Here is a 12,827-nt window from a genome sequence, read left to right as displayed (position 1 = left end):
ACAGGTCTTGCATTGGTCTTTGATCAGGCGTCGATGGCCGGGAAGTCGATCTCGGTCAGCGCCACGTTGTTCAGGTAGTTGGTCAGGGTCTGCACCGCCACTACGGCAATCACTTCGATGATCTTGCCGTCATCAATCCCGGCGGCGCGAGCGGCAGCGATTTGCTCGTCACTCAAGTGGCCACGGCTTTCGGTCAATTGATAGGCGAGGGCGGCATAGGCGTTCAGTTCACCTTGGCGCGCCGCGACGATGTCCTCGGCCGACAACCCGGCCTTGCTGCCGAAAAAGGTGTGCGCCGCCAGGCAGTAATCGCAGCCGTTAACCTGCGAGGTCGCCAGGTACACCGCTTCTTTTTCCTTGGCGCTGAGCGACGATTTGCCCAGTGTCGCTGACGCTTGCACGTAGGTGTCGAGCGCGACCGGCGCCTTGGCCAGTGTGGCGAACAGGTTCGGCAGGAAACCGATTTTCTTCTTCACACCTTCCAGCACGGGGCGGGTGGCGTCGGTGGCGGTTTCGAGGCTGATGGCGTTGATACGGCTCATGGTGATTCTCCGAAAGTCCGGCGCGAACTGCGTCGGCGATGGAATGAATGTTAGTGAGCGCAACTGGTGTTTTGGCGGCAAATCGTCGACGATATGCGGCAGATCGTCCAGATTCGCCCGCAGGAGTCGCCCAATGGATCGCCTTTCTACTTTGCTCAGCCACTTCGGTGTGAATGCCGGCACCTTTCACAGCGGCGCGTTTTGCGGCATCAGCGTGCATGAGGGCGAGCCGTGCGGGCATGTGCATCTGTTGCAGGCGGGCGAGTTGCTGCTCAGGCCGGCTAACGAACGCGAGCTCAGGCTGAGTGAACCTTCGCTTATTTTCTTTCCGCGACCGTTTCCCCATCGAATGTCTGCCGACGAGTCCATGGACACCCGCGTGGTCTGTGCCACGCTGACGTTCGACGGCGGTTCGGGCAATGCACTCGCCACCGCGTTGCCGGATTATCTGGTGCTGAAACTCAGCGACATTCCCGAACTGGGCAGCACGCTGGAATGGTTGTTCAAGGAAGCCTTCGAAGGACATTGCGGGCGGGTTGCGGTAATGGATCGGTTGTTTGAACTGCTGGTGATTCTGCTGTTGCGCCACCTCATCAGCAGTCGCGATCAACAACCGGGGATGATGGCCGGACTCGCCGATCCGCGTTTGTCGCGGGCCTTGATCCAGATGCACGAGCAACCGCATAAACCGTGGAGCGTGGCCGAGCTGGCCAGCGTCGCCAACCTCTCGCGTGCCAGTTTTGCCGAGCAGTTTCGCCGCGTGGTCGGGCAGACGCCGGCCGATTATCTGCTGAGCTGGCGGGTCAGCCTGGCGCAGAAACGTTTGCGCGAGGGCAAACCGATTGCGCTGATCGCCGAGGAGGTCGGTTACGAAAGCCCTTCGGCGCTGGCTCGCGCGTTTCGCCGCAAGACCGGGCTCAGCCCGCGCGAGTGGAAGGCTGGCGCTTAGGGATTATTTGGCGAACTTCTTCGCCCCGGCGACACACAGAATGACGCCCAAGGTCACCGCGAGCATGCCGACGCTGACGTGTTCATGCAGCAATGTCGCCGCCAGCGCCAAGCCAAAAAACGGCTGCAACAACTGCAACTGACCCACCGCCGCAATCCCGCCCTGCGCCAAGCCGCGATACCAGAACACAAAACCGATCAACATGCTGAACAGCGATACGTAGCCCAGACACAGCCATGCCGACAGGCTGATGGTGCTGAACGAGGCGGGCGCCAGCCACAGGCTGAGCACCGCCATCAGTGGCAGCGACAGCACCAGCGCCCAGCAAATCACCTGCCAGCCGCCGAGGCTGCGCGACAGTTTCGCCCCTTCGGCGTAGCCGAGCCCGCAGGCGACGATGGCGGCCAACATCAGTAAATCGCCGGTGGGCGAAGCGGTCAGGCCTTGAGAGATCGCAAACCCCACCACCAGCGCACTGCCGAGTACCGAGAAAATCCAGAACACCGGACGCGGCCGTTCACCGCCGCGTAATACGCCGAAAATCGCTGTCGCCAGTGGCAGCAATCCTACAAAGACAATCGAATGTGCTGACGTCACGTGTTGCAAAGCCAACGCAGTCAGCAGCGGAAATCCGAGCACCACGCCCATCGCCACGATGAACAACGACAGCCACTGATCGCGTGTGGGGCGCCGTTCGCGAAAAAGCCACAGCAGTGCCACGGCCAATACCCCAGCGATGGCGGCACGCAATACCGTGAGAAACACCGGGTCGAATTCCAGCACTGCCAATCGCGTGGCCGGCAGTGAACCGCTGAAAATCACCACGCCAATAAAGCCGTTGATCCAGCCGCTGGTTTTTTCCAGTGCCGGGTTCGTCAGATTCGAGGTTTTTTCCATACCAGGTCGCGCTCAGAAGTGGGGTTGCGTCATTTGAATCCTATGGCTGAGAATCAGGACAATCAAAGAATTGTCATGGATACAGCCGACATGCCGCGCTTCCGATACAAGACGCTGGTTGATACCTACGCCGATGACATTCGCTCGGGTCGCCTGTCGCCGGGCACGCGCCTGCCGACGCACCGGCAACTGGCGGCGAGCGAAGGGCTGGCGCTGGTCACCGCTTCACGGGTTTATGCTGAGCTGGAGGCGATGGGCCTGGTCAGTGGCGAGTCCGGGCGCGGCACGTTTGTGCGAGAAACCTCGTTGCTACCGGGGCAGGGCATCGATCAGAAGGATGTCGCGGTCGGCATGATCGACCTCAATTTCAACTACCCGTCGTTGCCCGGTCAGGCGGATCTGTTGCGCACGGCGCTGCGGCAGTTGGCGTTGTCGGGCGATCTCGAAGCGTTGATGCGCTATCAGCCGCACGCCGGTCGCGCTCATGAGCGCGCGTCGGTTGCGCAACATCTGCTAAGCCGTGGCGTGCAGGTCGAGACCGAGCAAGTGCTGATCGTCAACGGTGCACAGCAAGGGCTGGCGGTGACGCTGATGGCGTTGCTCAAACCGGGTGATGTGATTGCCGCTGACGCGTTGACCTATTCCGGGTTCAAAGTGCTGGCCGAAGCGCTGCATCTGGAAGTGGTGGCGATCCCCACGACCGAACACGGCCCGGATCTGCCTGCGCTGGACACGCTCTGCCGGGAGCGTGCGGTGCGCGCCGTTTACAGCATGCCGACGTTGCACAATCCGCTGGGTTGGGTAATGCCGATTGATCAACGCGAACAACTGCTGGCGATCGCCCGACGGCATGATCTGACAATCATCGAAGACGCGGCCTACGCCTTTCTGGTGGAAAACCCACCGCGCCCGCTGATTGATCTGGCGCCCGAGCGCACTGTGTACGTGTCGGGACTGTCGAAAAACATCGCCACCGGTTTGCGCGTCGGATTCATCGCCGCGCCCGTGGGGATGGTGCCGGCGCTGGAACGCGTCATTCGCGCTACGACCTGGAACACGCCCGGCGTGATGACTGCAATTGCCTGCGGCTGGCTCGACGATGGCACCGTCATTGAGCTTGAGGAACAAAAACGCAACGACGCCAAGGCACGGCAAAAATTGGCCGCGGAATTGCTCAAAGGGCTGTCGTGCATCGGCCATCCGTCTTCGTACTTTTTATGGCTGCCACTGCCGGAAGATGTGCGCGCCGATCAGATCGTCGTGGAACTGCAGCAGCATCAGATCTCCGTCACCACGGCCGAACCGTTTGCCGTGTCCGCCCATGTGCCGCACGCGATTCGGCTGGCGCTGGGCTCGGTGGACATGGCCGTTTTGCGTCAGGCATTGATCACCGTCAGAAAGATCATCGGCGCTTACCTGTAAAAAACTGCCTTGCACAAAATGTTAGGCTTGCCGCAATTGTGTAGCGCCTGTTTTTGGATCGTTCGATGAAAACCACTGCTTTACTGTCCCTGGCCTTGAGCCTGATCGCCACCTGTTCAACTGCCCAAGCCGCCGGCGACCCTGAAGCGGGGGCAAAAATCTTCCCGCGTTTGTGCGGTGGTTGCCATCAGGTCGGTGAGTCGGCCCGCCCCGGTTTCGGCCCGGAACTCAACGGCATCGTCGGTCGGCCTGCCGGTACTTCGGCCAATTACGTCTATTCCGACGCGATGAAAAACTCCGGCGTGACCTGGGATGCCGACACGTTGAGGGCGTATCTCAAAGACCCGAAAGGCGTGGTGCCGGGCACGCGGATGATTTTCTGGGGCCTGAGCGATGAAGAGAAACTCGACAACCTGCTCGCGTACCTGCAGACCTTCTCGGAACACCCGTAGGAGCTGCCGAAGGCTGCGATCTTTTGATCTGGTTTTTAAGGGCAAGATCAAAAGATCGCAGCCTTCGGCAGCTCCTACGGGGATTGTGGGGTGTCGGTTTGTTTGGTGAACCATTGCATCACCGATGCACACGCCGGGTGCGTCGCCGCTGACGGCTGCAAGCACAGCGAATAAATGCCGCCGGTTTTCAGCGGTGGGCCGAACGGCACCACCAACACGCCGCGCTCCAGCGACTCCGCCGCCAGCGTCATGTCAGTGACCGCCACGCCCAACCCGCGCGCCGCCGCATCCAGTGCCAACTCATCAAGGTTGAACGGGATGTGCCGGTAATCCTCCAGCGGTTTTCCATTATTCGCCGCCAGCCATTCGAACCACGCCTGACGATCAGCCGAGCGATGCAGCAAGGCAAAACGCTGCAACTCGTCCACTGAACGCGGTGCGCCCGGCAGATTGGGCGCGCACACCGGCACCAGCGTTTCTGCAAACAGCGTCAGATACGCCGGGTCGCTGGTCGCTTGCGGCAGATACAGAATGTACGCGTCGCTGTCGCTGGCCGGCTCAACCACTTCGGTGGCGACCGTCTCAATCGCCAAGGAAACCTCGGGATGGTTGAGGTAAAAGTCGCTGAGTTTGGGCAGCAGCCAGCGCACCGCCAGTGACACGTGCATGCGGATGCGGAATGGCCGCTCCTGTGGGGCGAGGCGCTCTTCGAGATTTTTCAGTTGTTCGAGAATACTGCGCGCGCTGGCCAGCACCTGTTCGCCTTCTGCGGTCAGGCGCAGGCTGCGGCTGGTACGGATAAACAGCGCAACATTGAAGTGGCCCTCCAATTGCTGGATCTGCCGACTGACCGCGCTTTGGGTCAGGCACAGCTTCTGCGCCGCCAGAGTGAAGCTGCCGCAATCGGCGACTTCGACCAGTGCCTGCATGGCTTGAAGGGACGGTACGTGGCGAATTTTATCCATGCGATTTCAGAATGGCTCGATGATTTTATAACGTTGGTCGGTCTGACGAAGACCTTATAGATTCTAGCTCTGGCGGCGACCTTCTCAAGGTGTCCATGCGATTCACGCATGCACTTTACACAGGGGCAAGCCGTTGAACGACAGTCATATGAGGTGATGCATGGAAAACATATGCGGCTGGATCGCGCAGGCTGGCCATTCGCCGGAGCGCGGTCGCCTGAGCGGCGCGCAGAAGGCCGATTGGCTGGTGATTGGCGCTGGAATTACCGGGCTCAGCGCTGCACACACGCTCGCCGACATGCACCCGCAGGCGCGCATCGTCGTGGTCGACCGGCAGCGCGCGGCGCAAGGCGCGTCGGCGCGTAACTCGGGGTTCGTCGTTGCTCATGAACACCCGGCGCACAGTGAATTGATCGGCACCGCCGGGTTTGCCGGATTTGAAACCGACACGATGATTTCCCGGGCGGCCAGCGAAGAAGTCCGTCAGCGCATCGGCCAGCACGCCATCGAGTGCGACTTTCGCGACAGCGGTTATTACTTTGCGGTCAACGACGCGGCCAAGCTTGATCATGTCGAGGCCAAACTGGCGACATTGCGTGCGCTCGGCGCTCGGGCGGAATTTCTGCAGGGCGAACAACTGGCGCAAAAACTCGGCACCCGTCACTACGCCGCCGCGATCTGGTGTGGCCACGGCAATGCGCTGCTGCAACCGGCCAAGTATGTGAAAGGTTTGCTCAACGCACTGCCGGGCAACATCACCGTGTATGAGGACACCGACATCGCCAGTGTCGAGCGTCTGAGTCAGGGCGGGCTGCGCGCCAACGCGGCTAACGGCAGCGTTGAAGCGAAGAAAGTGCTGGTGTGCCTGAACGCGTTTATTCCTCGGGTCGGCATCAACGACAGCGGCACATTCCCCATGGAACTCAGCGCCAGCCTGACGCGGCCGCTGACCGATCACGAGTTTCAGGCGATTGGCGCGGTCGAGCCGTGGGGCGTGCTCTCGACCCGGCCGCTCGGCGCCACCGTGCGCCTGACCCCGGATCGCCGCGTGATGATCCGCAACACCGCCGAATACCGCACGCGCGACCTGTCCAACGGCGCACTCGCGCAACGTCGCCAGCATCATGTACTTGGATTGCAGCGGCGTTTTCCCTTCCTCGACGAGCGCGACATTCAATACACCTGGACCGGTCATTTGAGCGCTACCCGCAGCGGTCAGGCGTATTTCGACCGGGTGGAAGAGGGCGTGTACGCCGTGGCGGGCTGCAACGGTTCCGGCGTTGCGCGCGGAACCTTGTGGGGCCGACTCCTGGCAGAACTGGCCTCGGGCGTTGACTCGCCACTGCTGCAATCGGTGATGCAGCGCGCCGAACCCGGCTGGTTGCCGCCGCGTCCTTTCTTCGACATCGGTGCCATGCTTCGCATGCGCGTGGAGGCGGTCAGGGCCAGAACAGAAATCTGAAAATCCGCGTACCGCACAAGAACAAAAGCCACTTCCTTTCAGGTGATAGAACATGCGCATCAATACGCTCACCCTGGCGATCGCCCTCGCTGCAACGTCGGCGGCCGCTTGTGCCGACGAAACCGTCAATATTTCCAACTGGAACAGCTACATCGCCCCGGACACGCTGGCTAATTTCACCCAGACCAGCGGCATCAAGACCACTTACGACATCCACGACAGCAACGAAGTGCTGGAGTCGAAGTTGATGACCGGCAACACCGGTTATGACGTGGTCAGCCCGTCGAACCACTTTCTCTCGCGACTGATCAAGGCCGGGGCGATCCAGAAACTCGACAAGTCGCAACTGCCGAACTGGAAAAACCTCGACCCGGTGTTGATGAAGAAACTCGAAGTCAACGATCCGGGTAATCAGTACGGCTACCCGTACATGTGGGGCACGGCCGGCATCGGCTACAACGTCGAAAAAATCAAAGCGATCTTCGGCAATACCGATATCACTCGCTCGTGGAAGATGTTTTTCGACGAAGAGAACATCAAGAAGCTGAGCCAGTGCGGTGTGGCGATCATCGACAACCCGACACAGGTGCTGCCAATCACCCTCAACTACCTCGGCTTGCCGCCGCACAGCCACGAAGCGGCCGACTACAAACAAGCCGAGCAGGCCTTGCTGAAAATCCGCCCGTACATCCAGTATTTCCACGCCTCGAAATACATCAGCGACCTGGCCAACGGCAACGTCTGCGCGGTGATCGGTTTCAACGGTGACATCGTTCAAGCAGCGGCGAGCGCCAAGGAAGCCAAGAACGGCATCGACATCGCCTATTCGATCCCGACCGAAGGCACGACATTGTGGTTCGACATGATGGTCATGCCGAAAAGCGCGCCGCATGAAAAGAACGGCTACGCCTACATGAACTACCTGCTCGAACCGAAGGTGATTGCCAACATCAGCAACAGCATCCATTACGCCAACCCGAATGCGGCGGCCAACCAGTTTCTCAATCAGGACGTGATCGGCGATCCGGCGATTTATCCGCCTAAAGAAGTGATGGACACATTGTTCACCGTCGAAGAACTGCCGGCAGCGATTGCGCGGCTGACGACGCGGTTGTGGACGAAGTTGAAGACCAATACCTGACCCCCCGCGACAACGGTGACACTGGTGGGATGGACGATTTTGGGTTATTGCTGACAGCGCGGCATGTCGCCGAAACCAAGGAGCTTTCCATGAAATCTTTGTTGCTGGCAGCACCTTTGTTGCTCATCGCATCAGTGGCCCACGCTGGCATCCCGATGCTCAATGCCACTTGCCCGGGCAAGATCGAAGTTCACGCCGATGAGGGCGGGCCGATCTACATCAATGGCAAGGAAGCCAAGCTGAAGAAATTCAACGACAACTATTTCGAGGCCAAAGGCGCGAGCGTGACCATTTCGCTGAGCATCAATCCCGATGGTTCACCGGGGGTGTCGTACACCGGGAAGAACAAGGCCAACGGGATCTGTGAAGTGAAGCAGGGCTGATCAGGCGATCTGGTTACGCCCGGCGGCTTTTGCCCGGTACAGCTGTTGGTCAGCGCGTTTGATCAGCAGGGTCTGGCTGTTGTCAGCCGGATCCGCCAGGCCGATGCCAATGCTGACGGTCATGTTGCCGACATGAGGGAAATGCGCGTTGGCGATGGCTGTGCGGATTTTCTCGGCGACCACTTCAGGGGTATCCGGTTGCGCGACTTCCGGCAACAACACCGCGAACTCTTCACCACCATAGCGCGCCACGAAATCGGTGCTGCGGGTGCTCTCGCGAATCAGTTGCGCCAGTTGCACCAGCACGTCATCGCCGATGGCGTGGCCGTAGGTGTCGTTGATCCGTTTGAAATGATCGGCGTCGATCAGCAGCAAGGCAAACGGGCGGCCGGTACGGCGGAACAGCAGGTTGTATTCGGTTAGTTTTTCGTCGAAGCGACGACGATTGAAAACGCCGGTCAGGGAATCGTGGGTCGCCAGACTGAGCAGTTCGGCGTTGGCTTGGGTGAGGGCCGCAGTGCGTTGCGCGACGGTCGCTTCCAGCGAGGCATTGGCTTCCTGCAACTGACGTTCTTTGCCGAGCAGTGATTGCGTCATCGCATCGATCGACTGGCCGAGCTGGGCAATTTCCTGCACCGGATGTTGCAGCGGGAAGTGTGCGCCGGGCTGATTGTTCTGTACGCGTTTGGCCGAGCGAGCGAGTTGTTCAATCGGGCGGCTGAGGTACAGCGCCAGGTAGTACGCCACCAAGCCACAACCGATTGCCGCGAACACGCCCAACAGCAACAGTTTGTAGAGCAGCAGGCGCGCCGGTTGCAGGGCAGTGTCCAGCGGTTGGCGCACAGCAATCGACCACGACAATGCAGTGCTCGACGGTGTCGGCACGGTCACGCGACTGGTCAGATAGCCGTTGCCGACCGTCCAGCCCGGCGAGTTCGGATCGTTGGCCGCGACCTGTTGGCCCATCAACGCCTCCGGGTACAGCACTTTACCGTCATGATCGATGATCAGCGCTTCGAGATCCGGCGCCGAATCCTTGTGCGACACCGCCGCCGATTCGACAATCCGCGTCACCCAGCTCCAGTGTGCGTGAGCCCCCAGCACACCAATCACCTGGCCCTCGGCGTTGTGAATCGGCGCGGCGAAATCGATGAAACGTAACGGTTCGCCATTCGGCAATCCCGGCAGCAATTTGGCGAGTAACACGGCTTCGTGCGGATCACCGGTGTACTCATTGCGCAGACCAGCCTGGAACCACGGCCGTTGTTGCACCGATTGACCGACCAGCAAACCGTTTACGGCCTGATGCACGAGACCGTCGGCATCGGCCACGCCCATCCACGCATATTCGGCGCGGGCCTGGGTGCGCAACTGCATCGACTTGAGAATCGCCGGGTTGTCCAGATCGCCGCGCTCCAGATGCGGCGCTCGACTGAGCAAATAAACCTCAAGTTGCCGCTCGCGCAACTGTTCGCCAAGCAATGCCGCCGCCGAGCGCGCGGTGCTCAGCAGCGCATTGCCGCTGGCCTGTTTCATCTGCTCGGTGGCGATATGACCGACGTAGAAACCCACGCTCAGCAGCGTCAGCAGGGATAAACCGGCAAACCAAAGAGTGAGATGGCTACGCAGACTGGCTTTGAGCATGGGCGAGCGGATTCTGTTTTGAAGTTGTGGCCGGATGGTATGCGCAATGATCGACCGACCGCCAGTCGTCACTTGCGCCAGGATTTGTCAGACCCGTCGCTGACCCTTGTAGGAGCTGCCGCAGGTTGCGATCTTTTGACTTTATTACCTCGCCGCCCGCACACACAATTCACCGGTGCTCCGCATCAACGCCAACTCATGCAGCGCATCCTGCGCCAACCCCTTGCGCGCTTCCGCCAGCCAGCTCGAACAATTCGGATCCCGACGGTAAGGCGCGAAATCAGCGTACTGCTGCAACAATCGGCTCTGCAGCTCATCCAGTCGCGGCCGAATCTGCTTGCCCAGATCCGGGCGTGCAGTGTTCGGCGCCACACCCGCCGCTTGCCATTGTGCGAGCAAACCGTACTGCACCAGTTTATTGGCCTCCATTTGCGCAGCAATCAATTGCGCCACGTCTTCAGCATCGAGTTTGCGCTCGGCGGCCAGCGTGCGCGCATTGGCAATCACCTGCGCTTCACGCGGCGTGTCCTGAATCGGCTTGCCGCTGTCCCACTTGGTCAGCGCTACCAGATCGCCGATGTTCAGGCGCTCGTTCAACGTCATCAACAACGGCTTCAAGGCTTCGGGAGCAGCGCTGGGCGTGGCGGCGCAAGCGCTGCCGGTGAGGAGAGCGAGGAGGGCGCTGGTCAGCAGATTTGTAACGTGCGGCATGAGCAAAATCTCAATCATGAACAATGGGTGGAGTGTTGTTTACCACAGACTCCGGCATCGCTTCAGGGCGAAATTAAACACGAAGCTTAAATGTTAATTGCGCCCCGCCGACAACTCATCGAAGCTATCCTCCTTAAGCCTTCCTGCCGTCGAGATGGACCTCCTGCCCCATGCAAACCCCAGCCGTCACCAAACCCCTCTGGCAAACGTATTTGTTATTCCTCGCCCCGATGGTGTTGTCGAATTTTCTGCAGTCGATGTCGGGCACGGTGAACAGCATTTACATCGGCCAGATGCTCGGCACTCAGGCGCTGGCGGCGGTGTCGGGCATGTTTCCGATCATCTTCTTCTTTATCGCGCTGGTCATCGGCCTTGGTGCGGGCGCGGGCGTGTTGATCGGTCAGGCGTGGGGCGCGCGCGAGCCGCATATGGTTAAAGCCATCGCCGGCGCAACGTTGTTGCTGGGTGTGCTGATTGGTTTGATCGCGGCGGTGCTCGGCAGTGTGTTCGCGCGGCAGGCGTTGACCGGATTGGGCACGCCGGCGGATGTGCTGGACGATGCGGTGGCCTACGCGCACGTGATGATGTGGATTCTGCCGTCGATGCTGGTGTTTGTGCTGTTCACCCAGTTGCTACGTGGGGTGAGTGACACGTTGTCGCCGCTGCTGGCGCTGATCGTCTCGACCAGTGTGGGTCTGGCGCTGACCCCGGCGTTGATTCGCGGCTGGTTTGGTCTGCCGCAACTGGGCATTCAAAGTGCGGCGTACGCGGGCCTGGCCGGTAACCTCGCGGCGATGGCGTGGCTGGCGTGGCGCTTGATCCGCAAGGGCCATCCGCTGGCGCCGGATCGAGAGTTTTTTGCAGCGCTGCGGCTCAACGGTGCAATCCTCGGCAAGGTGCTGCGCATCGGCCTGCCGACCGGCGTGCAGATGATTGTTCTGTCATTGTCGGAACTGGTGATTCTGGCGCTGGTGAACCAGCACGGTTCGCAGGCAACGGCGGCGTATGGCGCGGTGACGCAGATCGTTAACTACGTGCAGTTTCCGGCGTTATCGATTGCGATCACTGCGTCGATTCTGGGCGCACAGGCGATTGGTGCCGGGCGTCTGGAGCGAATGGCGCCGATTCTGCGCACGGGTTTGCTGATCAACGTGTGCCTGACCGGTGGGCTGATTGTGCTGGGTTACCTGCTGTCGCACTGGTTGCTTGGCTTGTTCCTGACCGAAGACTCAACCCGGGCGATGGCCGAGCATCTGCTGCACATCATGCTCTGGAGCCTGCTGGTGTTTGGCTTCCAGGCGATCATCGGCGGGATCATGCGCGCCAGTGGCACAGTGCTGGTGCCGGTGATCATTGCGATTATTTGTGTGGTCGGCGTGCAGTTGCCGGCGGCGTACTGGCTTGATGGCCAGTACGGTTTGCAGGGTGTGTGGATGGCGTTTCCGGTGGCGTATCTGGGGATGCTGGTGTTGCAGACGCTGTATTACAAACTGGTGTGGAAGCATCAGAAGATCGAGCGGATGGTTTGAACTTCAAACCCTGATCCCGAAGTGGCGTAACTGTCGGTTGTTTGCTTTAGTCAATCGAGGCCCTCGACGGTAAGCGCTGCCCGGAGAATCCCATGTCGATCCGATTGCTGCTCGCTGCCGCGCTTTGCCTGTGCGCCGTGCCGATTGCCCAGGCGGTCGAATACAACCGGGTCAACACGACCGCCAGTCAGATCAGCTTCACCTATAACCAGATGGGCTCGCGGATGTACGGCACGTTCGGCAAGTTCGAGGCGACGCTGAGCTTCGATTCCGACAATCTCGCCAATGCCCATACCACGCTGCACATCGACCTCACCAGCATCGATGCCGGCAGCGAAGACGCCAATACCGAACTGGTGAAACCGGCGTGGTTCGACACGGAAAAATTCCCCGTCGCGGTATTCGAATCAAGCCATTTCACCCAGGTGAGCGAAAACCGCTACCTGATCGCCGGCCAGCTCACCCTCAAAGGCATCACCCGCGACGTGCAGGTGCCGGTTGAATTGAAGCCGGAGAACGCCATCGGCATTTTTGACGGTGAGCTGCTGCTCAAGCGCGACGAGTTTGGGCTCGGCGCGGGGGAGTGGGCGGACACGGTGGTGTCGAAGGACATCGCGATCAAAATCAAAGTGGTGGCGCCGCAGCAGTAATACCCCGATTTTCCCAATGTAGGAGCTGCCGAAGGCTGCGATCTTTTGATCCTGTTTTTAAAAGACAAGATCAAAAGATC

General features: G+C 60.2%; 13 protein-coding genes. 8 read left to right on the top strand and 5 right to left on the bottom strand.

All coding sequences use genetic code 11. From position 1 onward, the window contains the following. Positions 1–23: 23 nt before the first annotated feature. Complete coding sequence (locus tag AD669_RS16160; RefSeq protein ID WP_053121550.1) at positions 24–542, bottom strand: carboxymuconolactone decarboxylase family protein; 519 nt, start codon at positions 540–542, stop codon at positions 24–26. 133 nt (positions 543–675) lie between these two features. On the opposite strand from AD669_RS16160, the gene AD669_RS16155 reads away from it, so the two are divergent. After that, on the top strand, positions 676–1,491 hold the full coding sequence (locus AD669_RS16155; protein ID WP_053121548.1) for an AraC family transcriptional regulator: 816 nt from the start codon (positions 676–678) through the stop codon (positions 1,489–1,491). Between the two features lie 3 nt (positions 1,492–1,494). Here AD669_RS16155 and AD669_RS16150 read toward each other — a convergent pair whose 3' ends face one another. Then, a complete protein-coding gene (locus AD669_RS16150) occupies positions 1,495–2,388 on the bottom strand; it encodes a DMT family transporter (RefSeq protein WP_053121545.1) in 894 nt (297 codons plus the stop codon). A 90-nt stretch (positions 2,389–2,478) separates the two neighbouring features. On the opposite strand from AD669_RS16150, the gene AD669_RS16145 reads away from it, so the two are divergent. Next, positions 2,479–3,810: a PLP-dependent aminotransferase family protein gene (locus tag AD669_RS16145; RefSeq protein ID WP_053121543.1), complete on the top strand. Its 1,332-nt coding sequence runs from the start codon at positions 2,479–2,481 to the stop codon at positions 3,808–3,810. 65 nt (positions 3,811–3,875) lie between these two features. Further along, positions 3,876–4,262, top strand: coding sequence for a cytochrome c family protein (locus AD669_RS16140; RefSeq protein WP_053121541.1), 387 nt, complete (start codon positions 3,876–3,878; stop codon positions 4,260–4,262). A 74-nt stretch (positions 4,263–4,336) separates the two neighbouring features. Here the strand turns inward: AD669_RS16140 and AD669_RS16135 are convergent, their stop codons facing one another. Then, positions 4,337–5,227, bottom strand: a complete 891-nt coding sequence (locus AD669_RS16135) for a LysR family transcriptional regulator (protein ID WP_053121539.1) — start codon at positions 5,225–5,227, stop codon at positions 4,337–4,339. Between the two features lie 160 nt (positions 5,228–5,387). Here AD669_RS16135 and AD669_RS16130 point away from each other — a divergent pair, with 160 nt between their 5' ends. From AD669_RS16130 to AD669_RS16120, 3 genes are all read left to right on the top strand, one after another. Continuing rightward, positions 5,388–6,689, top strand: a complete 1,302-nt coding sequence (locus AD669_RS16130; protein WP_053121537.1) for an FAD-binding oxidoreductase — start codon at positions 5,388–5,390, stop codon at positions 6,687–6,689. Positions 6,690–6,741: 52 nt separating this feature from the next. Further along, complete coding sequence (locus AD669_RS16125) at positions 6,742–7,830, top strand: polyamine ABC transporter substrate-binding protein (RefSeq protein ID WP_053121535.1); 1,089 nt, start codon at positions 6,742–6,744, stop codon at positions 7,828–7,830. 89 nt (positions 7,831–7,919) lie between these two features. After that, positions 7,920–8,213: a hypothetical protein gene (locus AD669_RS16120; protein ID WP_053121533.1), complete on the top strand. Its 294-nt coding sequence runs from the start codon at positions 7,920–7,922 to the stop codon at positions 8,211–8,213. Here the strand turns inward: AD669_RS16120 and AD669_RS16115 are convergent, their stop codons facing one another. Next, positions 8,214–9,857 (bottom strand): sensor domain-containing diguanylate cyclase, encoded by a 1,644-nt coding sequence (locus tag AD669_RS16115; RefSeq protein ID WP_053121531.1) that lies wholly within the window; start codon positions 9,855–9,857, stop codon positions 8,214–8,216. Positions 9,858–10,001: 144 nt separating this feature from the next. Next, positions 10,002–10,568, bottom strand: a complete 567-nt coding sequence (locus AD669_RS16110) for a chorismate mutase (RefSeq protein ID WP_053121670.1) — start codon at positions 10,566–10,568, stop codon at positions 10,002–10,004. Between the two features lie 170 nt (positions 10,569–10,738). Here AD669_RS16110 and AD669_RS16105 point away from each other — a divergent pair, with 170 nt between their 5' ends. Continuing rightward, on the top strand, positions 10,739–12,097 hold the full coding sequence (locus AD669_RS16105) for an MATE family efflux transporter (protein ID WP_053121529.1): 1,359 nt from the start codon (positions 10,739–10,741) through the stop codon (positions 12,095–12,097). Positions 12,098–12,189: 92 nt separating this feature from the next. Next, entirely contained in the window at positions 12,190–12,747 is a 558-nt protein-coding gene (locus tag AD669_RS16100) for a YceI family protein (protein ID WP_053121527.1), read from the top strand. The last annotated feature ends 80 nt before the right edge of the window (positions 12,748–12,827 follow it).

Origin of the sequence: Pseudomonas sp. P1.31 (assembly GCF_001269815.1) — a bacterium.
Classification (GTDB): Bacteria; Pseudomonadota; Gammaproteobacteria; order Pseudomonadales; family Pseudomonadaceae; genus Aquipseudomonas; species Aquipseudomonas rustica.
Note: the sequence above shows the minus strand (reverse complement) of the source record. Positions and strands in the feature narration are given on the sequence as shown.